This is a genomic window from Paenibacillus sp. HWE-109, assembly GCF_022163125.1.
In the GTDB taxonomy this organism is placed as follows: domain Bacteria; phylum Bacillota; class Bacilli; order Paenibacillales; family NBRC-103111; genus Paenibacillus_E.
The window spans coordinates 869,003-895,372 of sequence record NZ_CP091881.1 but is presented as its reverse complement, the minus strand read 5'-3'; the positions used below and the strand labels follow the sequence as shown (position 1 = coordinate 895,372).

At 44.4% G+C, this 26,370-nt stretch carries 24 protein-coding genes; 4 read left to right on the top strand and 20 right to left on the bottom strand.

Annotation, left to right across the window (positions count from 1 at the left end; all coding sequences use genetic code 11):
- Window positions 1-216: 216 nt before the first annotated feature.
- The 8 genes from LOZ80_RS03905 to LOZ80_RS03870 form a co-directional block, all read right to left on the bottom strand.
- Window positions 217-942, bottom strand: coding sequence for a LutC/YkgG family protein (locus LOZ80_RS03905; protein ID WP_238170188.1), 726 nt, complete (start codon window positions 940-942; stop codon window positions 217-219).
- Entirely contained in the window at window positions 935-2,452 is a 1,518-nt protein-coding gene (locus LOZ80_RS03900; protein ID WP_238170187.1) for a LutB/LldF family L-lactate oxidation iron-sulfur protein, read from the bottom strand. Before LOZ80_RS03900 ends, LOZ80_RS03905 begins: the two co-directional genes overlap by 8 nt.
- On the bottom strand, window positions 2,449-3,177 hold the full coding sequence (locus tag LOZ80_RS03895) for a (Fe-S)-binding protein (RefSeq protein WP_238170186.1): 729 nt from the start codon (window positions 3,175-3,177) through the stop codon (window positions 2,449-2,451). The genes LOZ80_RS03900 and LOZ80_RS03895 overlap by 4 nt, the downstream gene beginning before the upstream one ends.
- A gap of 97 nt (window positions 3,178-3,274) precedes the next feature.
- Window positions 3,275-4,189, bottom strand: coding sequence for a fumarylacetoacetate hydrolase family protein (locus tag LOZ80_RS03890; protein ID WP_238170185.1), 915 nt, complete (start codon window positions 4,187-4,189; stop codon window positions 3,275-3,277).
- 30 nt (window positions 4,190-4,219) lie between these two features.
- Window positions 4,220-4,993, bottom strand: coding sequence for an SDR family NAD(P)-dependent oxidoreductase (locus LOZ80_RS03885; RefSeq protein WP_238170184.1), 774 nt, complete (start codon window positions 4,991-4,993; stop codon window positions 4,220-4,222).
- A gap of 15 nt (window positions 4,994-5,008) precedes the next feature.
- Window positions 5,009-5,851, bottom strand: a complete 843-nt coding sequence (locus LOZ80_RS03880) for an amidohydrolase family protein (protein WP_238170183.1) — start codon at window positions 5,849-5,851, stop codon at window positions 5,009-5,011.
- A 41-nt stretch (window positions 5,852-5,892) separates the two neighbouring features.
- The gene (locus LOZ80_RS03875; protein WP_238170182.1) at window positions 5,893-6,858 is read right to left on the bottom strand and encodes an aldo/keto reductase; all 966 of its coding nucleotides are present in this window, start codon (window positions 6,856-6,858) and stop codon (window positions 5,893-5,895) included.
- A 32-nt stretch (window positions 6,859-6,890) separates the two neighbouring features.
- On the bottom strand, window positions 6,891-9,593 hold the full coding sequence (locus LOZ80_RS03870) for a UxaA family hydrolase (protein ID WP_238170181.1): 2,703 nt from the start codon (window positions 9,591-9,593) through the stop codon (window positions 6,891-6,893).
- Between the two features lie 196 nt (window positions 9,594-9,789).
- Here LOZ80_RS03870 and LOZ80_RS03865 point away from each other — a divergent pair, with 196 nt between their 5' ends.
- Window positions 9,790-10,692, top strand: coding sequence for an AraC family transcriptional regulator (locus LOZ80_RS03865; protein ID WP_238170180.1), 903 nt, complete (start codon window positions 9,790-9,792; stop codon window positions 10,690-10,692).
- 130 nt (window positions 10,693-10,822) lie between these two features.
- Here LOZ80_RS03865 and LOZ80_RS03860 read toward each other — a convergent pair whose 3' ends face one another.
- From LOZ80_RS03860 to LOZ80_RS03830, 7 genes are all read right to left on the bottom strand, one after another.
- Window positions 10,823-12,211 (bottom strand): MDR family MFS transporter, encoded by a 1,389-nt coding sequence (locus tag LOZ80_RS03860; protein WP_443147048.1) that lies wholly within the window; start codon window positions 12,209-12,211, stop codon window positions 10,823-10,825.
- Between the two features lie 135 nt (window positions 12,212-12,346).
- Entirely contained in the window at window positions 12,347-13,183 is an 837-nt protein-coding gene (locus LOZ80_RS03855; RefSeq protein ID WP_238170178.1) for a carbohydrate ABC transporter permease, read from the bottom strand.
- A complete protein-coding gene (locus LOZ80_RS03850; protein WP_238172890.1) occupies window positions 13,183-14,058 on the bottom strand; it encodes a carbohydrate ABC transporter permease in 876 nt (291 codons plus the stop codon). The genes LOZ80_RS03855 and LOZ80_RS03850 overlap by 1 nt, the downstream gene beginning before the upstream one ends.
- 109 nt (window positions 14,059-14,167) lie before the next feature.
- Window positions 14,168-15,517 carry an ABC transporter substrate-binding protein gene (locus LOZ80_RS03845; protein ID WP_238170177.1) on the bottom strand — a complete coding sequence of 450 codons (1,350 nt, stop codon included), beginning with the start codon at window positions 15,515-15,517 and terminating at the stop codon, window positions 14,168-14,170.
- A 91-nt stretch (window positions 15,518-15,608) separates the two neighbouring features.
- Window positions 15,609-16,550 carry a CehA/McbA family metallohydrolase gene (locus LOZ80_RS03840; protein WP_238172889.1) on the bottom strand — a complete coding sequence of 314 codons (942 nt, stop codon included), beginning with the start codon at window positions 16,548-16,550 and terminating at the stop codon, window positions 15,609-15,611.
- A gap of 41 nt (window positions 16,551-16,591) precedes the next feature.
- Window positions 16,592-17,416, bottom strand: a complete 825-nt coding sequence (locus LOZ80_RS03835; RefSeq protein WP_238170176.1) for a metallophosphoesterase family protein — start codon at window positions 17,414-17,416, stop codon at window positions 16,592-16,594.
- A 31-nt stretch (window positions 17,417-17,447) separates the two neighbouring features.
- Window positions 17,448-18,248 carry an HAD-IIA family hydrolase gene (locus LOZ80_RS03830; protein WP_238170175.1) on the bottom strand — a complete coding sequence of 267 codons (801 nt, stop codon included), beginning with the start codon at window positions 18,246-18,248 and terminating at the stop codon, window positions 17,448-17,450.
- A 453-nt stretch (window positions 18,249-18,701) separates the two neighbouring features.
- Between LOZ80_RS03830 and LOZ80_RS03825 the strand changes: the two genes are divergently transcribed.
- Window positions 18,702-19,553: a MurR/RpiR family transcriptional regulator gene (locus LOZ80_RS03825; RefSeq protein ID WP_238170174.1), complete on the top strand. Its 852-nt coding sequence runs from the start codon at window positions 18,702-18,704 to the stop codon at window positions 19,551-19,553.
- A gap of 850 nt (window positions 19,554-20,403) precedes the next feature.
- On the top strand, window positions 20,404-21,489 hold the full coding sequence (locus LOZ80_RS03820) for a fibronectin type III domain-containing protein (protein ID WP_238170173.1): 1,086 nt from the start codon (window positions 20,404-20,406) through the stop codon (window positions 21,487-21,489).
- A 326-nt stretch (window positions 21,490-21,815) separates the two neighbouring features.
- Here LOZ80_RS03820 and LOZ80_RS03815 read toward each other — a convergent pair whose 3' ends face one another.
- From LOZ80_RS03815 to LOZ80_RS03800, 4 genes are all read right to left on the bottom strand, one after another.
- Entirely contained in the window at window positions 21,816-22,385 is a 570-nt protein-coding gene (locus LOZ80_RS03815; protein ID WP_238170172.1) for a hypothetical protein, read from the bottom strand.
- A gap of 187 nt (window positions 22,386-22,572) precedes the next feature.
- On the bottom strand, window positions 22,573-22,851 hold the full coding sequence (locus LOZ80_RS03810) for a hypothetical protein (RefSeq protein ID WP_238170171.1): 279 nt from the start codon (window positions 22,849-22,851) through the stop codon (window positions 22,573-22,575).
- Between the two features lie 69 nt (window positions 22,852-22,920).
- The gene (locus tag LOZ80_RS03805) at window positions 22,921-23,289 is read right to left on the bottom strand and encodes a hypothetical protein (RefSeq protein WP_238170170.1); all 369 of its coding nucleotides are present in this window, start codon (window positions 23,287-23,289) and stop codon (window positions 22,921-22,923) included.
- Between the two features lie 302 nt (window positions 23,290-23,591).
- Window positions 23,592-24,101, bottom strand: coding sequence for a DUF6022 family protein (locus LOZ80_RS03800; protein ID WP_238170169.1), 510 nt, complete (start codon window positions 24,099-24,101; stop codon window positions 23,592-23,594).
- Window positions 24,102-24,258: 157 nt separating this feature from the next.
- On the opposite strand from LOZ80_RS03800, the gene LOZ80_RS03795 reads away from it, so the two are divergent.
- Window positions 24,259-24,960, top strand: coding sequence for a MerR family DNA-binding transcriptional regulator (locus LOZ80_RS03795; protein ID WP_238172888.1), 702 nt, complete (start codon window positions 24,259-24,261; stop codon window positions 24,958-24,960).
- 339 nt (window positions 24,961-25,299) lie between these two features.
- Here the strand turns inward: LOZ80_RS03795 and LOZ80_RS03790 are convergent, their stop codons facing one another.
- Entirely contained in the window at window positions 25,300-26,289 is a 990-nt protein-coding gene (locus LOZ80_RS03790; protein ID WP_238170168.1) for a quinone oxidoreductase family protein, read from the bottom strand.
- Window positions 26,290-26,370 lie beyond the last annotated feature (81 nt).

The following is a 26,370-nucleotide window of genomic DNA, read 5'->3' as shown; positions in this document are numbered from 1 at the left end:
TTTTAAATAGAACGTTAATCTGTATTGTTTATCAACTATGGGAAGGGTATCACCTTCGTGTCCATTATTGGAAAACACTATAACTTCTTGTCTTTTAAAGAGGACAAGAAGTTATATCTATAAAATAAAAAATCCGCTCAAATAGCGGATTCAAATGGATACATTTTCTTTTCGTAACCGGAACCTCAACGGAGTCCCAGATTGCCGCTGCTTTATTTACCCCACAATCAATGCGTACACAATACCGGGTCCGTGAACCCCAATGGTCAGGTCATTCTCGATATCAGCCGAACGGCTTGGTCCAGAGATGAAATGAATACCCGCAGGCAGGTTCTCACTTCCCGCACGATCGAAGTGAACCAATGTTTCGCCTAAACGTGTTTTCAGTCTTTCCACCGGAATAATAGCCATCAATACTGTCGGGAGCAAACTAACAGATCTTCCTTTGTCCCGAGATGACAAGACCGTCATCGAGCCTGTATACGCAGTAGCGTAGTCCGCCATCACAATACCAAAATCCGCTTCAGCCGCGCGGGCTTTCCAGTGAGTCTCCGCCTCACGGTTCCAAACCGATACGCTAGTGTCTTTTAGCGCTCCTTCCAAATCAAGTGCATCAAGCTCCGATTGGTTTTGCCGGATGATATATTTAGCACTCATTTCCTGTGCTTTATTCACTATGAATTGTTTAACATCTTCCATGGAAGATACACGAGCCACATATCCGCCAGCAGCTTGGAAATTTTCCGTAAATCTCTCAATTCTCTCTTCAAGAGGCCACTCGAATGCTTGCCAGAAATCAGGTGCCCCTCGGTAAGGCTGAGCCGGTTTCTCAGTCACCCGTGCTCTACCAAGCTTGCTAGCGATGCCATTTATAAATGATTTCTGCTTCGCACGTGACTCCGCTTCAAGCTGATCTAACCATTCCTGATGCGTATCAGCCATGTTGATGCCCTCCTCCGGTTTTTCTTTCCTTGACAATGGCTTCCATTCGTTGGCGTACTTGCGGATCCAGCTCCTTCAGCCCTTGGCGCAGTTCCGCTTCCAATGTCCCCCACCCCTCACGGAACGATTTCTTAGGCAAACTTGGCGTTACCCGATACGAATTCCAGCCTTTGAGCGGGCCCAGCTTCGTACGGATCTCTCCGCTCTTGACGACAAGTTTTTGGCCAATCTTACCGAGCTTCAGCACACCATTGAAACGGCCCGAATTGCCCATAACCATCGAGAAACCTTTCATGCCAACCGCTTCAAGCTTGTTGCCATGACCGCTCTCCACTTTACGGCGCCGTAAAGAAACAAGCATATCGTGCAGAGGGATTTTGACCGGGCACGCTTCGTAGCAGGCCCCGCATAAGCTGGAGGCATTCGCAATATCGTCCCACTCGGCCACGTTTTTCTTTAACGCAGGAGTCAATACGGCGCCGATCGGGCCGCTGTACGTGCCCCCGTATGCATGTCCTCCGATATGACGGTACACCGGACAAGCGTTCAAGCAAGCGCCGCAACGGATACAATTCAGCAATTCTTGAAATTCGGGATCTCCCAGCTGCAAAGAACGTCCGTTATCGACGATAATGATGTGCATTTCCTCAGGACCATCGGCATCATGTTCTCTTCGCGGCCCCGTAATCCCTGACATGTACACCGTCAGCTTCTGACCTGTCGCCGAACGCGGCAGAAGCGTTGCCATGACTTCCAAATCGGTCCAGGAAGGAATAATACGCTCCATCCCCATTAGCGTAATTTGCGTCTTGGGAACCGTAGTTACCATCCGGGCGTTGCCTTCATTCTCGAACAGCACCATGGATCCGGTCTCGGCAATCGCGAAGTTGCAGCCTGTCATTCCGATTTCGGTTTCAAGAAACTTCTCCCTCAGCTTCTTACGAACAAAACCTGCTAGAATCGAAGTATCCGGCGGCAGCGTCTCTCCGGCTTCCTTGGAGAGCAAATCCGCAATTTGATATCTGTTCTTATGAATAGCCGGAATGATAATATGGGACGGCGTTTCTCCCGCGAGTTGAATGATATACTCACCTAGATCCGACTCGATAGCTTCTATCCCGATAGATTCAAGCGCGTGATTTAGATGAAGCTCTTCAGTTACCATTGACTTTGATTTTACAACCGACTTTGCAGATTTACGTTCCGCAATCGCCAGAGCAATTTTCACCGCATCAGCCGATGTATCAGCGAAATGGACATGAACTCCATGAGCACGAGCGTTATCCGCAAACAAATTCAAATAATAATCCAGATGAGCAATCGTATGCAGCCGAATTTGTCGACCTCTTTCTCTCCACTCATCCCAATTGCCGTGTTCTTCAGCAGCTTTCTTCTTACCTCCGCGCAGCCGCTCAGTCGTGAAGCGCACGGCATTGCGCAAAAACTCATCGTTAAGCGCCAGATCAGCACGTTCTTTAACGCTTGAAGCAGCAGAATTAGTCGTATTCAAGCCCGATTCACTCCTTCATGCAGCAGCTCTGCCAAGTGCATCACCTTGACGGGTTCGTTTCGAAAGCGCAGGTTGCCAGCGATATTCATTAAGCAGGCCATGTCGAGACCGACGAGAACTTCCGCTTCCGTTTCTTTCACATGATTCACTTTCTCTGAGACCATAGCTCCTGAAATGTCTGCCATCTTGACAGCAAAAGTACCGCCGAACCCGCAGCAATCTTCAGCAAAAGGAAGCGGAACAAATTGTAAACCTTGGACGTTTTTCAATAATTCCAACGGCTCATCTTTGACACCAAGGAGCCTGCTTCCGTGACAGGATGGATGATAAGTGACTTTATGAGGGAACACGGCCCCCAGATCCGTAACCCCCAACACCTGCACAAGGAATTGAGTAAACTCGTAAGTTTTTTTCTGAAGCTCTATCGCTTTCTCCAAAAGAACAGGATCATCTTGAAAGAGATTCGAATAGTGATGAATCATGTAGGTGCATGAACCCGAAGGAGAGATAACAAAATCGCTATCTTCAAACGCTTTGAGAATTGTTTTGGCCGTGGTCCGTGCTTCATCCCAATATCCGCTGTTATAAGCGGGTTGACCGCAGCAAGTTTGAACGCTTGGAAACTCCAACTGAACCCCATATTTAGCTAAAAGCCGCACCATCGCTTCTCCTACTCGGGGATAAATCGCATCGCTAAGACAAGTAATAAATAATGATACTTTCATGGTGCACCTCTCATCTTTATGACCTATATCTTTATCAGATTGTCAGATATGTAAAGTAAAAGAACCTCAACGATCGAGGTTCTTACTATTTATTCTACTATTTCTCAGCAACCATCGTATTGGTTAACGAACCCAATTTTTCAATCTCTATGGTTACAACATCGCCCGGTTTTAAATAGATCTGCTTCTCCTTCGGATAACCCAACACAACGCCGGCAGGGGTTCCTGTTAGGATAATATCACCTGGAAGCAAGGTCATATGTTGCGAAATGTAGCTGACAATCTCGTTGCAATGAAAAATCATATCGGATGTATGGGAATGCTGTCTAACCTCGCCGTTGACGATGCAGCGAATATCCAGATTGTTCGGATCTCCTACTTCATCTGCGGTAACAAGGAATGGTCCTAACGGGCTGAAGCTATCGCATGATTTACCAAGCAGCCATTGCTGCGTTCTCATTTGCAAATCTCGAGCGGACAAGTCATTCACATTGCAATAGCCAAATACGTGATCTAATGCATGCTCCTTCTCCACATATTTAGCTTTTTTACCCATCACAATCACAAGCTCTGCTTCGTAATCAACCTGCGACGACACTTTCTCCGGCAGTGGAACTTCAGCGCCATGTCCAGTTAACGTGTTCGAAAATTTATTAAAAAGAATCGGATACTCCGGAATCGGCGCATTGGTTTCTTCAGCATGCTTGCGATAGTTAAGCCCTACACAAATGATTTTGCTTGGGTTCGTCACACAGGGTCCATATTGAATGTGAGTCTCATCCAGCAAATAAGCTTCTCCCTTTGAGCCTGCTTCCAGCACGATGTTCACTAGACGCTGCAGCTGCGCAACCGCCGCCGTTCCGCCTTCTATGACAGCATGTAGCGTGGTTGACAAGCTGCTCATTTGGTCCGAAGCCATTCCTTCGATTGCTGCGGCGACATCCAAAATGCCCTTCTCCGTTTTAATACCAAGTTTAAAATGGCCGTTGTCGTTAAATGTCAGTAGTTTCATTTGTAAATATTCTCCCCCATCTAGCTCTTGTTAGGCGTTCTTGCCGAAAACAACACCACCGTCAATGTAGAGCGGAGAACCCATCATAAACTTGGAATCATCAGATGCCAAGAACAATGCCGCCTTAGCAACATCCTCTGACTTGCCTAGTTCACCGCTGAGCTGGCGCTGTTTTAATGATTCGATGGCAGCTGTAGGATCGTCATAGGAAGTCTTCAAATAGTTCTCTACGAACGGTGTAAAAATCGTACCCGGCAGGAGTGCATTCACCCGGATGTTGTAGGCTGCATAATCAACCTGCATCGATTTGGTTAAGGCGAGTACGGCCCCCTTCGTTGCAGCATAAGAAACTCTGCGCGCGAGTCCAATTTCCGCTACGCACGACGACATGTTGATAATCGAACCTGTTTTACGCTCCATCATGTAAGGCAATACATATTTTGAGGGCAGGAACACGCCTTTTACGTTAATGCTCATAATCCGGTCCCAAGCATCCGGCTCAATTTCATGTACGGCTCCGACGCCACTGATTCCGGCATTGTTAAACAGAACGTCGATGCGACCAAATTCAGCAATAGCCGCTTCCACCATCGTCTTAACGTGCTCAGGATTTGTTACATCCGCGTGGAGAAATAGCGCTTCGCCGCCCTTGTCCTTAATTTCGCTCACGGTTTCTCTGCCCTTGATTTCATCCAAGTCGTTCACGATAACTGTTGCGCCTTCTTGTGCAAAAAGCAATGCCGTGCTTTTCCCGATACCTGACCCAGCTCCGGTGATCAAAACTACCTTATCTTGTAATCGCATACTTCCACTCCTCTATTATTCAGCTTGAATACCATAAAATTGTGCCGCTGTTCCGCCTAATATGGCAGCTCTTTCATGTTCCGAATAATCGGCAATTGCCTGATTGGTTTGCTCCCAGACTTTCTCAAAGTCCCCCGCCAAGTTGGCTACTGGCCAATCGCTTCCAAACATAAGGCGATCCGCCCCAAAATGCGTTAACGCATAGTTGATATAGGGTCTCAAATCATCTGAGTTCCAAGTATGCCAATCTGCTGCCGTATTCAATCCAGATACCTTGGCATACACGTTCGGGTACTGAGCCGCAGCAGCAAATTGTTCGGCCCATGCTCCCATTTGCTTTTCCTTGATCGGTGGTTTAGCGAAGTGGTCTATGACCATTCTAAGATCCGGTATTTGCTCAGCTAAATAAGGGATATGTTTCAAATGATTCGGGAACACCCCTACGATATCGAAGGTCAAGCCGAAAGAAGCGAGAATCTTGAGTCCCTCAATCACCGAATCACGGATGACCCAATCTGGATCCTTCTCTTCGTGAATCAGATGACGAACCCCTTTGAAGTAAGAATTGGCGGCATATACCTGCAGCTTTTTAGCCGCCACTTCCGGAATGTTCAAGGGTACCCATCCCACAACCGCGCCTACCCATTCTCTTTCGGCGGCCACCTTTAACATATATTCGGTATCCTCATAAGAGTTCATAGCTTGCACGATGACCGTTTTGTTAATACCAGCCGTGCCAATCAGTGGTTCCAATTCATCCGCTTCAAAGCTGCGGCATATCAATCCGTAAGACGGATCCAACCAAGGGTAAGCAACCTTCTCCAAATTCCAGAAATGCTGATGGGCGTCTATTATCATGGGCGGAAGCTCCTATGCTTGAACTTATCTCACTCGATACTCTAAGCAAAACGATTCTCTTCGGGATCATCCGTATCATAGCCAAAGGCATCAAGCGCCGGCCATAGCTCAGGGGCAATCGGGTAATTTGCGAGCTCCAACGTCTGGGCTACCCGTTCCGGTTTACTCATGCCGACGACCGTACTAGCGATCCGCGAGTCGCGAAGCGAAAATTGAAGGGCGGCAGCGGCAAGCGGAACATCGTATTCCAGGCAAACCTTGGCGAACATACGCGCTCTCTCCAATACGAGTGGCGGAGCTTCGCTATAGGCATAACGTGCGTATGCTTCTGGTCCTTTGGCCAATATGCCACTTCCATAAGGAGCGGCGTTAATAACCGCCACGCCCATACGACTCGCGACATCAAGCAATGGTTCGGCAGCCCGATTGAGCAGCGTATATCGATTATGGGTTTCAACCGCACTGAATTCTCCCGTTTCGACATAACGAATGAGCATATCGATCGGTCCGCCGGATATGCCGATGTGATCGATGACTCCCTGCTTTTGAAACTTTTGCAGTACTTCTAACGGCCCGCCAGATCCCATCACATTCTCGAAGGTGGTATGTTCAGGATCGTGGATGTAAACGTATTGCAGACGATCAAGTCCCAATCGTTCGAGACTTCCTTCAATGGAACGTTTAATCTGTTCGCCGCTAAAGTCGCCGGTCTTAAAGTCGCGGTCGGCCTTGGTGGCCAAAACGTAACCTGCGGGAAGACCACCATGCGCATGAATGGCCTTACCGATTCGCCGTTCGCTCTCGCCTTCGCCGTAAGCCGCAGCCGTATCCAGAAAGTTGATTGGGCTTTCGAAGGCGGTGCGCAACGTCACCAATGCTTGTTCCTCCGACGTGCTGTATTGAAAGGTTTCCGGCATATCCCCAAGCGGAGCGGCTCCAAAACATAGCGGTGATATGAGTAGGTCAGTACTGCCAAGCGGTCTTTTGGATAAAAATGCATTCGTCATGGCGTGTTCCTCGCTTTCTGACATTGTCTGTATTATAACGACACACCCAAAAAGCCCCGTGTCATTTGAAAACCGATATTACCTTGTTGATAGAGACGCGGTACATACGTATGTTCCAGAATTTCTTTGCTACGTTCGAGAATTTGATTCACCCAGAAGCTCGGATTGCCCTCGAGTACCAAATCGATATCTTGCTTATGCTTAGGCAGATCAGCCTGTTCCGATGTCACTTGCAGCATGGGGACGAAAGGATGCGTCTGCATCGGACGATCACCGATCAGCGCGATAATTAATTCCACACCCGTGGCGGCGAGTCCTGTAATCGTCTCCACGCCATGCGTTGTTGGAGTCTCCATAATATGGAATCCGTTTCGACGAACGTGTTCCCCATAGGAAATAGATGGCCGAACTTGAGACGTGCTAAATAGATGCTGACTGAACGCGTCCTCGGCAAGCAATCCGCTGTTCTCAGGAACGACGACCAAGCCTCCGGCCCCGACAATCATCTTGGATAGGAGCCCCAACTGCTCGCCGGCATCTTTGTTCATGGCACCAACGCTTACGATCCCGATGCGCAGCCCTTCCAGACCGACGGTCACCCTCTCCGCAGGTTCGGCGGCAGCCAATTGATCGGCGAACCAGGCCTCAACCTTCTCGCTCACCTTGGCAATTCCCCCGTCAAGCTGGATGCTGGCATAACCAAGACGGCTCGCATCGACACCCATAACATCCATCTGATGGCGCATGTAGTCGTTATGCGTTTTCTCGCAGCCATGTTCCAGCAGCAAACAATGCTCTACCATCGGATGCGTAATATAGCCGATCATCGTACGGGAAAACAGGGATTCAGCTGGCCCCCCCGAGGTGCCGCAGCCTTCCGTGTGCGCCAAGGTGACAAAGCGCGAGAGCTCAGGCTTCCCTGCCCCTTGCTCGTTCAAGCGCTGTGTGATCATGCCCGCTACCTGTCCGGCACAAAGACTGGTCGGCACGATCAAGCCGATATGATCACTGGACTGCCGATTGCGTTGCCGAGTAAAGGAGAATTGGATCGAGTTAGCCATCGTTACAGCATCATCTTCAATGGCGATCGGAGCTCCTGTCGGTACAGGAGTATGAAGCAGCGTCTCCAGCTGACTCGCATCGTTCTGCTGCCAGTTGCGCCAAATTTGTACTTGGGCATGGCCCGCCTTCTCGCCGACGCTTCGCTGACCGGAGGCAATTTGGATCGCCAACTCGAATACCTCTTGGCCCAGCTCATCCATCGACTTGCCTTCCAGATACTGCCCCGCGTTCACATCCATATCGTTGGACAGCAATTGGAAGCGACGGGTTGTCGTGACCACCTTGACCGTAGGTACATACGGAAAGTTAGTGATTGAACCATTTCCTGTTGTAAAAAAGATCATGTTGCAGCCTGCGGCTATTTGTCCGGCGATGCTCTCCAGGTCATTTCCAGGGCTATCCATGAAATAGTAACCGCCGTCCTTCATGAGCTCCCCGTACTCCGTTGCATAGTCGATCCGAGTTGTCGGATCTTTCTTCATTGCGGCGCCTATAGATTTGAGATAGATATTGTACAAGCCGCGATACATGTTGCCACCTGAAGGATTACCTTCCGCACTGGTGCCATGCCAGGACGTACGCTCCTTAAATCGGTTCACAAGTTCCAGAAATTTGCGAGCGGTTTCCAAATTGCGTACTTTCGACAAGACATAGGGCTCCGCGCCAATCAACTCATCCGTTTCGGCTAGACTAGCCGCACCGCCGTAGCGTACCAATTGTTCCGAAACCCAGCCAAGCAGCGGATTCGCGGATACTCCGGAAAATGCGTCCGAACCGCCGCACTGCAAGCCGATTCGCAAGTGGCTGATGGATTCAGGCGTCCGCTGCATCGAGCTAACCGCCCCCAGCCAATCCCGTACGATCGCTTCACCCTTAACCAACTCCTCTTCGAAGCTGCCTGTGAGCGACACGAACTTATGCAGCACTTCATCGATCGGATAGCTATGCTCACGTGCATAAGCCTCCACCATCTTGTTCGTGACCGATTCATTGCCATAATCGACAACCAATACGGCTCCGACGTTCGGGTTGACCATGAAACCTGCGAGCGTCCGCAGCAGCAAATCCACATTATTCGGATTCTCTGTGCCGCCCTCCGTATGAGCGACGGGAACGATCCCGTCTATATTCGAATCGTTCTTCCATTCGCCTTGCAGACGAGAAGCAAGCTCATTCACGTAGCTCCCCGTGTGCGAGGTGGTACCCAGCAGTACGACGTAGTTCCTGGTGCCAACCCCGCGATCTGCATGGCGGCGATATCCCATGAACGTACGCGTATCCTCATAAGCTGGCGATGCCTGAGCTGGCTGGAAGTTCTCCTCGTCAAGGATATAGGGAGATACTTGATCAGCAAAATTGGGCTCCGCCGGCACCGCGATTGTCAACTGGCGCACACTGAGCGCTTCCCGTACCGTTTTGTTGATCACATAGTGACCGGGCTGAATCGGTTTAATCGCAACACCGAAAGGCAAATGCCACGAAAGCAGATCTTCGCCAGGAGCAATCGCTTTCACCGCGAATCGATGGCCTTCCATAACCGTATAATCCAAGACGAGGAATTGGCCTTCATACTGAATGACAGTACCGGAGTTCAATTGCTGAATCGCAACGGCGCAGTTATCCCCGGGCAAGGGAAGTCTTGCTACTTCTTCAAATTGGTAAACGACGTCCATCGATGACTGGCTCCTTTAATGAGATTTTCCGAATTTATAGAATAAATTGAGTTTCTTCAAGGTTAGTGCTGTTCACTATTATTGTATCAAGAATATAGCATTTGTTAATTCTTTACCTTTGCAAAAACATACTCCATTTTGATATTCTATAAATAAGAAGAATCACGAAGTGAGCTGATCTGGGGAGGTTCGGAGCATGCAACAACCGCTTATAAAGAACTTTATTAATGACCACCTCTTACCATTGGACATTGTCTTTAAGGACAAAAAGACACCAAATCGTGAACTGCCAGAGCATCTTCATGATCGCTTTGAATTGGTTTATGTTTATAGTGGAAAAGGTACGTTTTTCTTAAACCAAATGCTCTACGAGATGAATGAAGGGGACCTCTTCATCATTCCTGGAAATACCATTCATCAGGCATTGCCAGATTCCGAATTTCCAATTACCGCCACCGCTGTCTATTTTGACCCGCAACTGATCGGACATTATTCAGCAGGTGATTCGTTTACGAATAGGCAAGTTTTTGAGCGAGCCCGAAAATATAAGAGCTATAAGCTTGTTGTCCCAGCAGCCATGCGCCCTCATCTCGAAGAAAAACTCAAACAAATGCATGAAGAATTGGAACGACACGAAGCCGGTTTTAGATACGCAGTTCAACTAGATTTAAATAGCCTTCTCATCAGCATTAATCGTTTGATATTAAAAGAATCCCATCATCAACTGGCCGCGTCCGATATCGGCCCCCCCTGGTTACTAAACTTACTTCAACACTTAGATCAGTTTCACACTGAACAAATCGCTGGACTTTCGTATTTGGCTAAGCACACTTCAGTCTCAGCCGCTCATTTATCTAGGGTGTTTAAACAACTAACCGGGATGAACATCACCGACTATGTGAATGCCAAGCGAATTTCAACTGCAAAGGAGCTGCTTTTAACTACCGACTTAGGTATTGATACGATCGCCCACAATTGCGGTTATGAGAGCTTACCTTATTTTCATAAGTTATTTAAGAAGTTTACTGGCGTTACCCCAGGCGTATATCGAAGAAAATTAATTAATGAAATTAGCTTCCAATTAGACAGCATGACATAAAATTGTGAAAGTATCTCAAGAGCAAATTATTGAAATATTACTCACGTAAGCTAATTACGAATAGCCTGCTTATAGTCAAATGGACTTTAGGCCGCCTGAGTCACTCTCACTTTACGATGCTCCGAATACCTTAATCTTTAGGTGTTACGGTGCGTTTAATGAACAATGACAGAATAAAGGCGACAATAGCAAAGCCAAAACCAATCATAAAGGCGTTGTGAACGCCGACAACCATACCTTGAGAAATTTGGAGGGGTGAAGTAGGATCTGACGACTGTTCTAGGAAATTACGCTGTCCTGCCGACATCGTGCCGATGAAGAAGGCAACACCAATCGCACCAGCTACCTGTTGTAGCGTATTTAAGATAGCCGTGCCATGCGGGTAATAGTGTGGCGGAAGCTGGTTTAATCCATTCGTCTGGATCGGCATCATGATCATGGAGATCGCTACCATCAAACAGACGTGCAGGATGATATATGTCATTTGAGTAGTCTCTATAGATACTCGCGTAAAGAACCACATAATGACGACCAGGAATGCTGCTCCAGGGACAACAAGCGCCCTTGGACCAAATCGATCAAACAGCTTGCCCATCAATGGGGAAATAAGCCCGTTCAGAAGACTACCTGGCAGCATGAGAAGACCCGAGGTTACGACAGTTAGACCCAGAGCACCCTGAAACATAAAAGGCAATAGCGACATCGTCGAAAAAAACGTCATCATCATAATAATCATTAGGATGGCGGCTAGAGAAAGCATCGAATACTTGAACGCTCGAAGATCTAATAAAGGTTCCTTCAATCGTAATTGTCTATATACAAAAAGAAGTAATGAGATGACCCCGACCAATACGAACCCGTATACACGAGGATTTAACCAGTTCATATCTCCTTCACCTGAGATGCTAAGTCCGTATACAAGACCCCCGAAACCAATCGTGGACAAGACGATAGATGTTACGTCTACCTTGGGCTTTATAGGCTCAGAAACATTTTTCAAATAAATGAACGCGAATACGATAGAGAAAACGGAAAATGGCAATACGAGAAAAAACAACCATCTCCAATTCAACGATTCCAGAATGAGACCCGATAACGTCGGCCCAATGGCTGGAGCGAACATAATGACAAGTCCGATGGTCCCCATGGCAGCTCCCCGCTTTTCCGGTGGATAAAGTACCAGGATCGTGTTCATGAGCACAGGCAGCATCAATCCAGTTCCAACGGCTTGCAGCAAACGACCGCTCAGCATTACGGAGAATTGGGGCGCGATCCCGCATACAAGCGTACCCAGAGTAAATATGATCATGGCTCCCAAAAACATTTGTCGGGTTGTAAACCATTGCACCAACAAGGCTGAAGCGGGAACCAACACCCCTACAACAAGCATATAGCCAGTTGCCAACCATTGAAGCGTGGGAGCTGGCACATCTAATTCAATGATGAGTTGGGGAAAAGCAATGTTCAGCAGTGTTTCGTTTAATATGGAAAAAAATGTTCCAATCATCAGTGATAACATGATAGGAACCCTCTTCACATCTCTTGGCTCTTGAGATGCAGATGAGGTGGATGCTGCAAAGGTACTCACCTTTTCTCCTCCTTTTGCCTACAATCATACACCTTATAGGTTTCACTCACTTTCCCAACGGAGTTTCTACCCTTTTATAGCCCCATCTGTCATTCCTTCAACAACAAATCGCTGCACAACGGCAAACATAATCAACGATGGAACGGTTGCTGCTATGCCTCCAGCCGTCATGACACCCCAGTCAATATCATAATTGTGTATAAACATGTTCAATCCTACTGGAATTGTTTTTAAACTGTCGCTGCTTATAAACATGACAGCTCCAAACAGATCGTTCCACGCTCCAATAAAGGCAAAGATGAAGGTTGCAATCACACCAGGTACCATTAGAGGCAGAATGATTTTGAACAGTGACTGCATTTTGTTGCAGCCGTCGATCCATGCAGCTTCTTCAAGGTCCATCGGAATTCGATCGAAAAAGCTCCGCATTAAGATCAAGCTAAATGGAATAGTCCCCACTGTGTAAAAAAGGATGAGTCCGCCCATTGTGTTGATTAAGCCCAGCTTGGAATACATAATAATCGTCGGTACTAATACGAGGACACCTGGAATCAATTGTGTTAACAGCAAGCCGTAAATGACAAGTTTATGTCCTCTGAATTTGAATCTTGCCATCGCATAACCGCCAAGAACAGCCAGAGAAGTACCAAAAAATCCGGTAGCTAATGAAAGAATAATGCTGTTCTTAAAAAATACGGCAAAATTAGAGGTTTTAAAAAGGTAGATGTAATTGTCGAATGTAATATGTTTCGGCCAATACTGAATATTTGTTGTAAGGATCTCCAATTTGGGTTTTAACGATGTGATGAATAGCCAATAGAATGGCGCTAATACCATCAGCAGATAACCCAACAAAACAACAAAACGGACGATAACAATAAGTGTACGTTGTTTTTTGTTCATTATAAGTTACCTGCCTTTTCAAACTTAGTGAGTCGAAGGAAAACAAAAGTAAATAGGAGTAATAACACCATAAAGAATAGACCGATAGCCGCCGCTTGACCGTAGTTTAGCGATGCAAAAGCTTTCATGAACATATAGGAAGCTAAGGTATTGGATGAATTTGCAGGTCCGCCAGTCGTCATAATATAGATCAATTCGGCAGATGAAAACACCCAAATGGTTCTTAGCAGTAATGTAATCAGAATGGTTTGCTTGATATAACTAAAGGTAACATTCCAAAACCTAGAAATTATGCCCGCCCCATCCATTTCCGCCGCTTCGTAAATCTCATGCGGAATAGATTGCATCGCTGCAAGCAGCATAATTGCAAAGAAAGGAATTCCCGTCCAGGCCATGGCAATAATAACCGAGTATAGCGCCATTTTAGGATCGGAAAGGAAATAAATTTTATCGTGAATGATCCCAAGCTTCAACAGAATATCATTGACAGGTCCGTACTCTGTATTAAAAAACCAGCGGAACGTCAAGCCAATGACAAAGGAGGAAACTGCCCATGGCAGGAAAACGACAGCCTGATAAACATTACGCAAAGGAAATGGGCGACTCAAAGCCAAAGCGAGAATTAAACCGAGCACAAATTGCGCACCTACCGTTAAAACGACCCAGATTATCGTGTTTTTCATAATTAACGGAAAGTTATTATCCATAAGAACAGCTTTAAAGTTCTCAATTCCGTTAAAAGCAATATCATTAGGGGCGGTCAGCTTATAGCTTTGGAAGGCGTACATGATCGAACTCAATAAGGGATACGCCAGAAAAATAAATAGTAGAAAAAAACTAGGAAAGAGCAGTAGATACGGTTCATTCTTACGCATATATTTCAATTGAAGAAACCTCCAGTTACTTCTGAATTTCAAAAACACATATCAGGGGTCAGTGAACCAACCCCTGATAGTGTAGAAATCATATGAATCGTATCCTTGATTAGCCTTTATAATTTGCTGCATGTGGTACTGGAGTGTCAGGATGATCTTTCATAAATTTCTGTTGTCCCTTCGTTAAGAAGTCTCCCAAATGCTTCATCGTATCTTCTGCTGATTGTGTACCCAATAAATATTTTTGTACTTCAGCATCCATAATGCTTTCTCTGAATTCACCAAGCTCAGGGAATTTGCCATAATCAGCAGGTGGTATCAGCTTCGGATCATTCAATCCATCGATAAAGCCTTTCATTGGACCTTGACCAAACTCTGGATCCTTAAGCGAATCTTGCATAATTGGAATCATTGTCATTGTTTTACTATATTTATTGTTGCTTTCCGGTTTGGATAAGAACTCAATAAATTTCCAAGCTGCTTCTTTATTCTTAGAGTTTTTGGAAATGCTGTAGCCCCATGAAGCTCCTGCTCCACCATATGTGTTGCCATCTGCATCAGTAGGACTAGGAATAACCGTCCAAGTACCATCCTTCATAGAGGCTTGTGCTGTAGCTACAACTTCAGTCGTTTGAAATAGCATTCCGGTTACCCCAGATGTGAAGCCCTGCACCATTTCTTGATATCCCCAATTAATGGAGTCCTTTGGAGCGTAGCTTTTTTTATACATATCGGTGTATCTCTTGAATGCAGCCAATGCTTCAGGTCTTAGGAGAACCGATGTGCCGTCTGCTTCATAGCTTTCGCCTTTTGTAACAGAGAAAATGTAAGCAAAGATTTGGTCAAACCCTCCACGAGCTCCACGGAATGAATAACCATAGCGGTTTTTGGATGGATCTGTTAATTTCTCAGCAACATTAAACAATTCATCCCATGTTTTAGGTAACTCTAATTTAGCCTCTTTCATCCAATCTGTTCTTATGAACATTGCTCCGCCCATAAAAGCGTCCGGGATGTAATAAACATCTTTGTATGGTTCACGCTGTTGTTTTTCGATTGTTACATTTTTTATGAAGGCTGTAAGATTATCTTTCTTATCCCATGTATCATATTGGGTCGAAATCGGCTCCAAATAGCCTGCCGGAACAAAAGATGTTAACCAAGCTGGGTAAACGTTGACGACATCGGGCATTGTTTTGCTTTGACCTTGTGTTGTAAGCTTTGCAAACGCTTGATCCCAAGGAACTGTTTCCAATTTCACTTTGATATTCGTATTTTCTTTTTCGAAATCAGCAATGATTTCATTAAAGAACTTCTCTCTTTCAGGCGATGGCGCAACGTCAGTGAAGCTGATTTCAATCTTCTTGCCTGAACCTCCATTTCCGCCGCCGTTGCTGCAAGCGGTTGTAACTAGCAATGCCGTGCTAATAGCTAGTAAACCAAACATTCTTTTATTCATCGTAATACCCCTCTCAAGCCATTTTTTAATGCTTTTCCAATTGCAAGGTGCTGCTTCTATACATAAGAATTCATACTGTAAAAGAATACCCTCACTCTTCAGGGACAATCCAAAATGGTTGGGACCACGCTCTCTTGTTACCACGCCCTAAGCACTCGATACGTACATAGATTGCTTCACTCAGTTCTTTATTGTGTAATCTGGGATTCTCACGCAATTCCTTCATGGTTAAAGAGGAAGAACCTCCACTAACTTTTTTCAATATAACCCCATTTCGACTAATCCAATGAACTTCATCAGCATCGGATTCTATAGAAATACACTGATTGTTATCTTTTGCTTCAATATTTGAAATGGATACTCCCGTTGATGCATAAAAACGTCCCTCTGAAAGTGCGGCAACAATTCCTTCTGGATCAATGGCTTGCGAATCTGGCCACTGCACACAGTTCCAAGCTATAAATTGATCTACCCGTTCATGCTGGTCATCCGTTGCATGGCCATAAACCCTCCATCCCTTACTCAACAGATAGTCCCAGCGATCAGTCGCTAAAGCCTGTCCGAAAAGTCTTTCGATAACCCCAGTATAGATTTCTATACCTTTAATACCTTCCATCGTATCGAGCATTTCATCTGTCGCATATTCAGGAAAGGGCTTGAAGTTGGGATGATTGAAAATGCAAAGTCCTCCGGCCTGATGCACTCCATCCATAATTTCCCTGGGTGTCAATGAATACGCAGGAAGTACTCTGTCAGCTCCAAGGTATTGAAGAGTTTGCTCGTCTTTAGCCGCGACCTCAACGGCCGGGATTACACACATCTTCGTATAGGGCTGTAGTTCTTCTCGTCTGAGTAAAAGATCATGTTCGGAAAGGGCAAAGTAATCGTATCCAGCTTCCTCATAAGCACGCACAATTGTTAAAGGCTCGTCGGTGCCATCCGACCTCGTCGAATGTCCATGATGATTGCCGCGAAGCCATTTGAGGCTGATGTCTGACTCTAAGTAGGACGAAATAAATTTATGCTGCTTCATTTCCAATATTTTCGCTTCCTCTCTCAATTAAATTGGTACAATTATGAATTTGTTTTGAAACGAAGCTCCAAGTCGATGGTCCGGATCGGCGGCTGGATTTGGTCGGGCATATAAAGTAGTTCCTCGCCCAGCATCTGTCCGTATTGCGTAAGCTTGTCGTCGTTCAAGAAACGGGTTTCGATAAATACATCGCTGTCTTGTACTGTAAGGATCCGGTAAGATGGTTTTATTAGGCAAGCGGCGGTCTGAATATACACCCATGGGCTGCTGTGATGTATAGAGTGAATATGATTGTGACCGTTGCAATACAACCCGATTCCCTGCTTACTCGCGAGAATACCTGCTAGTCGGTCATTTCGGATGGAAAGATGCTTCATCTCGGAAAAAGTGGTGGTTCCAAACAATGGGTGATGGGCAAACAATATAACCGGCTTGCTCCCGCTGCTCAATATCAATTCCTGCAGCCAGTCGAGTTGTTCGTCCGAGATCGCTCCCGAAGAGTCATCAGGACACCGTTCCCTCACCGTATCGATAAACGCCACAATGGCATCCTCCGTCGACACATGAAAATGTAGGGGACGCTGCATGACCGAAGGTATCAGCTCCTTAGAGATCGTCAGAGCATCATGATTTCCTATCGCTTGGCAGAAATGAATATGTCTCTCATTCGCAATTTGGTAGATCCGGCCGAATTCAGCAGTAGAGCCAGAGTGCGTTAAATCACCGACTGAAACATGCATATCGGCTGGGACCTGAAATACATTATCGAGATAACGTTTGAGGAAATCTTCCTGATACTCCTTCAACGAAGGATCAGCGAACGATTGCGAATAATGAAGTTCCCCTATTACTACGATTTTCAACATGATCACCACCAAGGGAATTGTACTGTTAGTATCAGATCTGATTGCGCAACTTTCTGTAGAAACCGTCAATTGTGGAAACCTTATAAGTGGGAATTGGGCTTGCTTCTGGACGACTTCTGTCGTAAGAAATCCAAAGCGTATCCATTCCCGCATTGCTCCCCCCCCTAATGTCAGTGTAAATATTGTCGCCAACCATTAGGCACGCGTCCCGGCTCGTTCCGGAAAGCTCAAGCGCTTTTTGAAACGGATATGGCTCGGGTTTCCCAATGGAAATAACGCTTGACCCTTCTAACATGGAAAGCACCGACGCCAGTAGTGCTCCCGTCTCTGGCACTCGCTCTCCGAACGCACCTGGGTGGTACACATCGGCATTGGTAAGAACCATTTTTGCCCCCCTCAGCACTTGGTTGACGATTCTCCTCAATTTCTCGTAATTAAAGTGGACATCTCGGCCTAACACTATGAAGTCGGATGTGCTGTGATCGTCCAAGCGGACGACTCGATGTCCAAATCTCTTCAAGCTTGCCTCCAAGGATTCCGATCCGCATACCGATACCGTTACGCTGCCGTACTTCTCTAGCAGATATTTTCCGGTTAAATCGGTAGCTACCAGAGCCTGCATTCCCAAAACAGGAAATCCCATGCCCGACATTTTGGCAAGTACCTCCTCGGATGTCTCGGTAGAATTATTGCTCAGAAAAATGATCTTTTTGTTCTTGTCGGCAAGGTATGAGATAAGTGCGATTGACCCTGGGTATGGTTCATTTCCAGCGTACAAGCATCCATCCAGGTCAAAAATATAAGTTTCATAATACCCAAGCTCACATGTCATTCCTATATTCTCCCGATTCTGATCTATGGAGTATAATTCTTTAAATAATTATTTCCAGTGAATTATATTCCCTTTAAGTTACTTTTTGATTCTATCTTTCATTTGTAAAATACAAATATCTCTCAGAAAAATGTTATGTAAATGATAGCCTGGTCATGATCCGAAACTTACTGCCTTCCTTGCAGTATCGTATTTTAATAAATGAAGATTCGACTCATGGATCATACCTCCTAACTGTCCGCCGTCATCAAGGAATATTATTCTTCATGTAATAAAAAAATAAAGAATAATATTCCTTGATGTTTAATCATTTTCATCATAACTGTTGAATGTTAAATAAGGGTTTTCGTGATGTATAAATATTGTAAATTTGAACAGGGTTTACTTGAATTGATTGGAATGTGATAATATAAAATCATAGATGATGATTAATTAAAAGTATGGAGAGCGTTCATGGACATTGGAAAGGATTACCTAGTCATTATTAAAAATTTGTTACCCTCTATGCATCAAGGAGAAAAAAAGATAGCGGAATACATTCTGAGTCATCCCGCTGATATCATTAATATGACAATTGCTCAACTGGCTATTATTCTGTCAGTCGCAGATTCAAGTATTGTCCGATTCTGCCAATTAATTGGTTTGAACGGATTTACTGACCTAAAAATTAGTTTAGCTAAGAACATTTCCAAATCATCATACCCCGTACCGGAAGAGATCAGTCTTCATGATGACGATTACTCGATTGCTTTGAAGGTATTCAGTTCAAGCATTCAAACCTTACAGAATACAATAAATACATTGGATAAAGAGGAATTCCATCGAACGGTTCAACTTTTATTACAGGCTAAGCGAATAGAAATTTACGGCATTGGAACATCCGCCACACTTGCCCAAGACGCTTATTATCGCTTTATGCGTATCGGTCTTCCTGCTTATGCAGCCACCGATCCTCATATCAGTCGCATATCTGCAAGCATGCTAGATGATGAATGCGTGGCACTTGCTATTTCACATACCGGCCGCACAAAAGATACAATTGAAACATTACAAATTGCAAAAGGAAAAGGCGCAAAAATTATTGGCATTACAAGCTTTTACAAAACCCCCCTTCTGGATCTCGTAGATAGCAGTTTAGTCATCTCATCAAATGAAGCAGACTCTCTAAAAGAAGCTGTGTCCTCTAGAATTGCACATCTGGGATTAATTGATAGCTTGTGTACTTGCCTTATCATCCGAAGGTACAAACAGACAGAGCCGCTACTTGACAGTATGACTTATTTTCTAAATCAGTTGCGTTATTAGTTTTTCTGGAGAGCTACGGGAACGTGCGCTGCTAGACCTGCTCCAATCGGGCCAGCGCATTGAACAATTTATGGAGTGAATACAAATTCAATTTCAAGCAGAATACGTCTCTATTAAACCGCCCGGACTAATTGGCTTAGTCGTGTAGAGAACTGGAATTTCATTGGGAGGGCGTACGCCCTCTTTTTACTTTACTAGTTCCCCCTGCATCAAACAGAGTGCAACTTCCTTTGTCAAAATATTTGAAAACACCGTTGTAGTTTTCGCGCCAAACTCAAACTCATTTTGAACTCCGAAAACCGCGATATTCAAGCAGCGAAACGCTTTTTCAAGAAGGCGTTCACATCCCCATAACCTGTGAATCCAAGTCCTAACATTGGTTTGCCTCCTCTTTCTCAGAATTGCATAATCCTCTTTTCATTTTACATCTCTTAATGACAATTCAAATAGCACAATCTTTCTTTAGCACCATTAGCATAAACTCAAATAACACACGAGGCCGTTGTTTAATTTTTGCTGCAGCCTTGTGTGTTATTTATTTGAGTAAACAGACCTCATTACGAGTTGTTTACCATTAAATTCAAAGACTAAGGGTGCTCCTTTTTCTTTAGGGCTCCAATTAGGCTAGAAATGAAATCATTCTCCTTGGTCCGTTGTTCCGACAATATGTATATATTTTCCTTATTTTCAATAAAAATAATACCGGTACCTTTTACTCAATGCAGGCCCACCATCTAAATTTTTCTAAAGGACCCATCTATTGATTTCCAATATTTGTTTATAAAAAATGTTACAAATGGGATACTCTACGAAAAGATTGTAAAAACATATATTTAGAAAAGATGGAAAAATGAGAAAGTATAAACTGAAATTGGCATCTTCATTCTTGATTCTATCTCTCGTATTTGTTCAAATGTTTAGTGTAATCGCAGCAGCACAAAGCACCCCGAATATCATTCCTGTTATGACAAGTAGCACGTCGCCTTCGGGAATTATTACTCAAAGTAGTGCCTATGATTGGCCAAGGTATCAACCTTATAACGCATTTGATGGGAAGACAGAAGTTAATGCTGATTGGGGAACAACTGAATTTCAGAATGCTTGGCTTGCATACGAGTTTCCTACTAAAAAAACTGTCACCTCATATGCAATAGCATGTGGACAAAGTACAGCGCTTTGCCCAGAATCGTGGAGATTCGAAGCATATGATGGTACATCATGGGTAACATTGGACTCGAAAAGTGGATATAAAGGAAGTTATTGGGTTGAAAAATTATACCAATTACAAACTTTTTCAATCACAAATACTGATCAATACATCAAATACAGAATTTTTATCGTGCAAAACACAGGTGGAAATAATAATACAGTGAATATTGATTTAAATGAGTTTCAAATGTATGAAACATCAATTCAAACGCCAGCGTCACCGATCAATCTTACAGCAGTAGGTGGGGATACAAAAGTTGATCTTAACTGGTCTGTTACTTCAGGCGCTTCAAGCTACAATGTTAAACGTTCCACTATTGCGGGTGGTCCATATACAACTATTGCAACAAATGTTACCGGAACATCATATACCGATACAAGTGTAACTAATGGGACAACATATTATTACGTTATAACTGCAGTTAATTCAAGTGGCGAGAGTGGAAATTCAAATGAAACTTCAGCGACACCACAAGCACCAGCACAATCAGGTAGAGCAATTCTAGTTATCACGCTCTTAAATGGAGTTGAAAAAGAATACGATCTGTCAAAGACAGAAGTGGATGTGTTTATCAATTGGTATAATGCTAGAGCGACAGGAACAGGTTCAATTACATACGCAATCGACAAGCATAATAACAACAAAGGTCCGTTTAAAGCTCGCAAAGATTACATTTTGTTCGATAAAATCCTGACATTCGAAGTTAACGAGTACGATAGTAATTAATTCACTAAAGCACCTGCAAAGGTGCTTTTTATTTTACAAATAACCTTATGTTTAATTGAATGTAAAAGTCAAACAGCCCCCCACCTAGTGATGGGAGAGACGAAATATATTCTATTTAAGACTTTAGCCGGCAATGTGCTGGCAACGAGGCTAACCATGGCATGAATGGCTCCAGCGCCTGCGGATCGAGCTGACTGGTTAACTGAGGCAGCTGTTCAATGGGTTGACTCGTCAACAAGCTGCATTCTGCCTGATTCTTGATGTGTTCCGAAAACAATGGCAGTATATTCAAAATCTCGGTATTTTCATTTAGCTATCGTTCTGCGTTAGCGTAATAAACGGTTCAAATGTGCCAGGACTTGAAACCCGACATATTGTTCAGGTTTAGGATACTTCCATCGATAATAACAATTCCAATAACTCACCACTCGACTCTGAATTGTTCGATAAAGTTTGGGATTTTCACGTACGAAAGTTTTTATGAAGTCTGCGTTTAGCAGTGAACGATTTTGATGGATAACCTGTAAGATCTCCTCTACATATTCACCGATTATGAGCATCAGATAAGCTGTTATCCAAGAACACTCCGTTGCCTTGGCGATTGCATTCATTACATTCTTTTCCCGTACATAGCCGTTGTGGTGGCGTGTGTACAGGGTATAAAGTATGGTTTGTTGATTATCCGTCAGAGACGATATTTGTGACTGGCTAGGTTCATCATAATAAATTCGAGATGGAATATATAGAGTTTCCTCAGATAGTCTCAGTTCCTCAAAATAAGAAAAAGTAAGATGTGATTCCTGGGGGATAATGTCCAACACTTGCCGTACGTCTTTGTTTAGATCACGCGGGAATGCCCTGACTAAATCGTATTTATCTTTTTCTTCACTATCCATTGAATCACTTCCTTGAACTACTTATATTAAACTTTTCTGCCCGTTTACTTCAATTGAAAACGGCAGCCGATCATAAACCAGCTGCCGTCATGTTGTGATTTAACTATCGTCTCCCGTTAGCGCAATAAAGAGTCGCTTTTCACATCAGTTCAAATCTAAATAGACTTAATTCAGTTCTTATCTCATATTAGTCAGGCATTCGCATAAGTGCAACTTTGAGTATTTTTTTGCCATCGTCGCTTTTTAATAGATCAACTGGCCTCTCAAAATTTAAAGCTGGCACTGGTTTTAACAGCCCATTATTAGCATGATTCTTTAGTCCCCTATACAATACAGTAGCAATATCTCGCGGGACACTGATATCAATAAATTCGATATCATTTGCATCAAAGGTTTCGTTGCAGGTTTCTACAAACTTGAGCCAATGTTCACTGTGAAATTCCTTTAAGAATACTTCTAAGCCCATAGGCATCCTCATCTCTTGTTAGTCTAAAGCCTATCATTTGCAGTTAGGTGAAGAATTTATATCGCTGATTTACTTCATGCTGTCGGTTAAAGATACAATTTCCCCCATGTCATCGTCTAACAACAGATTATGTATCTTCGTACTAATCGTCTGGAGGGCTTTGATACATACGGGTTTAGAAGAGTAACACAATGAAATAAACTGTGGTGACTGAATAGAATCATGAATAAACTTGAGTTTCTCTGGTTCATATTCAATTGGCACATACGAAGTCATATCATCCAGGTAAATGTGTCCATAGGAGCACACACCCGAAAGCCGCTCACCATTATACACCGTTACGATTTTAAATGGGCTCTCGGAAAATGCCTCCTGTAGTTTCGAGAGCGAAAGTCGTTCACCTATTAGAATAACGCTTTGCAAAATCCGCACCTCCATTAACCAGCATCCTAACAACAACTCCAACTTTCTATTGGAACTAGCCTGCCCGATTGACATGACGGTCACCTCAAAAGTGATGAGTACCTCTGTATAATTCAAGATATTTCCATGCAATCCTGCCCGTTACTTGAATAACAAAGAGGACCTGCCGCGAAGCAAGCCCATGAATTATCGTTACCCGTTAGCGTAATGAAGTAGGGACGAACGACGAACGCCTGCCGTCATTGTTTTAAACGAGTTGATGAAGAGGATTCCGTGTTGGTATCGTTTGAAATAAGTTCATTATTTCATTGACTGCTCTATTCTCCCGTTTTTAGCTCGGATTCTTTAATTTCCCTAACCCTTTGCACGATCTTATCCTTGAGAATCTCAGGTAGTGAATAAACGACTGGTGCCGAAGGAATGTCGAATTTCAGATGGGAGTGAGGAATTTCCGTAAGCAAAGTACCTAACGGATTGCCTTGCCTGTCACGGACCACGTTCCAAAATATTCTCGATCTGTTATCTTCCGTGCCCCATTTCTCAAGGGAGTTTCTGAAAATCAAGCACTTTCCGATGACGAAATCGTTCTCCTCAAGCTTCTCCATCGCACTATAACCGGCACTTTCCAGTTGTTCGAATATGACCGGCATCAGACCGTCCAAATAAAGGCCGTAAGCCGCATCTTCTATTTCCGGAAAAGCTGCCGTCAAGTCCTTATGCATCACTTCGTACAAGGGCTTCCATTCGGACTCAATATAACGATTGGCCGCTTCACCCATTTCTTTTATTGTCATGTCTTGGTGGAAATTCGGGAACTGTTTATTCATACACTTTCTCCTCCTTTTCATCATTGCAAATAAATTGTACAACATACAAGCAAATTGAAAGGTTTATCGAATAATAAGAAGGAGAATCTTATGAATTTCCAGAAAACCTTACAAGTAACTTTAATTCTGATTTTTTAGGGGAGATCGCAATTTGAAAATGCGTCCAAAAAAAATGGCAGCAACATTCATGATTAGCCCCAGCACCTTACGTAACTATGAAGCCAATGGCCTCATCCCTCCTGCGGAAAGATCAGCGAACGGCTATCGGTTTTATTCGGACCTGCATGCAACTTACTTGGCCTGTATTCAAGCCTTGGCCCCGGCATTCGGGATGGAAGTGACAACTGAGGTGCTTCATTATCTTCAGCGGGACAAGATACATAACGCTTTGTGGGCCATCAGGGAAAAGGAAGTCGTTTTATACGACGATAAAGAGAGATTGGAGAAGTTGATCGAAGATATCCGGCTACAAGCGAATGAAAATATATCTCCATATGCCAAAGAGCGCTTTACCATCAATGAAGTATCCGAGTTGACGAAAATACCTAAATCAACGATCCGTTATTGGGAAAAAGCAGGTTATGTAGCAGCAGACCGAGATCCTGAAAACCATTATCGTTATTACGATGGAGGTCATCTGCAAAAAATGTGGTTGCTCCAAGTGCTGCAAAACTCCGTTTATTCAGAGGAAACCGTGAAATATAAGCAGTCGATTGCCGCCACCGAACATGTGGATCTCCAAAGTATCATGAAGCTGGCCGAGAATATCCGGACTTACCTAGATAAGAGGATCGATTCTCAAATGTGTGGAATATCAAGGTTATACAAATTAATTCAATTGATAAAATCACCGATCTAACCCAGTCGGAAATCAAACATTAGTTAACCTGTCCGTTCGTTCGGTGACAAAAAAGAGGCCCACAGCAACGGGCTGAGGGCCTAAGTTTATATTTTAAAGGGGGTCGATCTTTACTATAGTCTTGAATGATTAATGCTACATGAAAATAAGATTTCAATTATGTAACAACTATTTAACGGTAACCTTGTACTAACGTTAGCTTAGATTGCCTCCAGCATTTACCTCACCTCAAACGTATTGAACTATAGTTACCCGTTAGGTTAAAACCGAAATATTCTCCATACCATTCCACAGAGTTTTTTAAGTTGCTGATGGGAATGGTTTTCTTTTTCTACGTGTCTATACTTGCAAAACCAGTTTGCCGACAGTGTTTTTTTGTTCTAAAAGTGCAAGAGCTTCTGCGGCCTTTTCCAGAGGATACACGCCGTGAATCTCAGCACGGATTTCTTTTCTTGCCAGCATGCCTAACGCTTCCCGTGCCGCTTTCCCGGTCTCTGCAGGATTGCTTTCAGCGTATCCGCCTAATGTAAAACCAGCGGACTGCTTGTTGGAAAACCATATTTGGTTAAAAGAATGCGAGACATCCTGATCACCGCTGGCGTTTCCAACAACAATCAAATGGCCTAACGGGCGAAGCACCTCTAAGCTTTGTTTACGCATGCTTCCCCCGACCGGGTCAAAGACAGCATGAACGCCTTTTTGTCCTGTAGCCTTCAGAGTCTGCTCAACAAAATCAGATCGGACAAATAATTCGTCATATCCGAAGGAAGCGGCAAGCTTAGCCTTCTCTTGGCTTCCAACAGTCCCCAATACTTTGCCTGCTCCCAAACGTTTAGCAACTTGTCCAAGAAAGCTGCCCAAACCGCCTACGGCTGCATGAATAAGTACGTTGTCGCCTGTTCTCATTCTATACACATCTTTAATGGCCAGGTAAGCCGTCGTCAGATTTACAATAGAAGCTGCCGCTGTCGCCAAGTCAAGATCTGCCCCTAATTGATCCAACGGAACCGTCAAATCTGGCCGAACGTTCGCGACAGATGCAAACCCGTTAAAATCAAGCAGCGTCATAGAGGCTACGGGTTGACCGACGTAGAATCCCTCTACGCCTTCCCCAATGGCACGTACGTGTCCTGACACTTCTAAACCAGGAGTAAGCGGCAACGGAAAATCGGACATAAATTCACCACGGCTCATCAGCACTTCAAAATAACCAACTCCGGCATATGCAACATCAATGGTAAGCCTGCCTGGGGTCGGCTGCAGATCCCTCTTTTCGCACCATTTTAAGCTTGCCGGTCCTCCTGGTTGATCGATTACAATGGCTTTCATTTTAAATGACCTCCTAGATTGGGAATGAGCTCATTATATTTCACATTCAAGGAGTCAACCAGTTTGCCTTTATACAGGTAT

Bases quoted from the DNA above. Each gene is read 5' to 3' on its own strand.
- LOZ80_RS03840 (WP_238172889.1), bottom strand. From the start codon at position 16,550: ATGAAGCAGCATAAATTTATTTCGTCCTACTTAGAGTCAGACATCAGC.
- LOZ80_RS03820 (WP_238170173.1), top strand. From the start codon at position 20,404: ATGAGAAAGTATAAACTGAAATTGGCATCTTCATTCTTGATTCTATCT.
- LOZ80_RS03835 (WP_238170176.1), bottom strand. From the start codon at position 17,416: ATGTTGAAAATCGTAGTAATAGGGGAACTTCATTATTCGCAATCGTTC.
- LOZ80_RS03825 (WP_238170174.1), top strand. From the start codon at position 18,702: ATGGACATTGGAAAGGATTACCTAGTCATTATTAAAAATTTGTTACCC.
- LOZ80_RS03850 (WP_238172890.1), bottom strand. From the start codon at position 14,058: ATGCGTAAGAATGAACCGTATCTACTGCTCTTTCCTAGTTTTTTTCTA.
- LOZ80_RS03865 (WP_238170180.1), top strand. From the start codon at position 9,790: ATGCAACAACCGCTTATAAAGAACTTTATTAATGACCACCTCTTACCA.
- LOZ80_RS03905 (WP_238170188.1), bottom strand. From the start codon at position 942: ATGGCTGATACGCATCAGGAATGGTTAGATCAGCTTGAAGCGGAGTCA.
- LOZ80_RS03810 (WP_238170171.1), bottom strand. From the start codon at position 22,851: ATGGGCTTAGAAGTATTCTTAAAGGAATTTCACAGTGAACATTGGCTC.
- LOZ80_RS03880 (WP_238170183.1), bottom strand. From the start codon at position 5,851: ATGATAATAGACGCCCATCAGCATTTCTGGAATTTGGAGAAGGTTGCT.
- LOZ80_RS03855 (WP_238170178.1), bottom strand. From the start codon at position 13,183: ATGAACAAAAAACAACGTACACTTATTGTTATCGTCCGTTTTGTTGTT.
- LOZ80_RS03800 (WP_238170169.1), bottom strand. From the start codon at position 24,101: ATGAATAAACAGTTCCCGAATTTCCACCAAGACATGACAATAAAAGAA.
- LOZ80_RS03830 (WP_238170175.1), bottom strand. From the start codon at position 18,248: ATGACATGTGAGCTTGGGTATTATGAAACTTATATTTTTGACCTGGAT.
- LOZ80_RS03890 (WP_238170185.1), bottom strand. From the start codon at position 4,189: ATGAAACTACTGACATTTAACGACAACGGCCATTTTAAACTTGGTATT.
- LOZ80_RS03845 (WP_238170177.1), bottom strand. From the start codon at position 15,517: ATGAATAAAAGAATGTTTGGTTTACTAGCTATTAGCACGGCATTGCTA.
- LOZ80_RS03885 (WP_238170184.1), bottom strand. From the start codon at position 4,993: ATGCGATTACAAGATAAGGTAGTTTTGATCACCGGAGCTGGGTCAGGT.
- LOZ80_RS03860 (WP_443147048.1), bottom strand. From the start codon at position 12,211: ATGTTATCACTGATGATTGGAACATTTTTTTCCATATTAAACGAAACA.
- LOZ80_RS03895 (WP_238170186.1), bottom strand. From the start codon at position 3,177: ATGAAAGTATCATTATTTATTACTTGTCTTAGCGATGCGATTTATCCC.
- LOZ80_RS03815 (WP_238170172.1), bottom strand. From the start codon at position 22,385: ATGGATAGTGAAGAAAAAGATAAATACGATTTAGTCAGGGCATTCCCG.
- LOZ80_RS03795 (WP_238172888.1), top strand. From the start codon at position 24,259: ATGCGTCCAAAAAAAATGGCAGCAACATTCATGATTAGCCCCAGCACC.
- LOZ80_RS03805 (WP_238170170.1), bottom strand. From the start codon at position 23,289: ATGGAGGTGCGGATTTTGCAAAGCGTTATTCTAATAGGTGAACGACTT.
- LOZ80_RS03875 (WP_238170182.1), bottom strand. From the start codon at position 6,858: ATGACGAATGCATTTTTATCCAAAAGACCGCTTGGCAGTACTGACCTA.
- LOZ80_RS03790 (WP_238170168.1), bottom strand. From the start codon at position 26,289: ATGAAAGCCATTGTAATCGATCAACCAGGAGGACCGGCAAGCTTAAAA.
- LOZ80_RS03870 (WP_238170181.1), bottom strand. From the start codon at position 9,593: ATGGACGTCGTTTACCAATTTGAAGAAGTAGCAAGACTTCCCTTGCCC.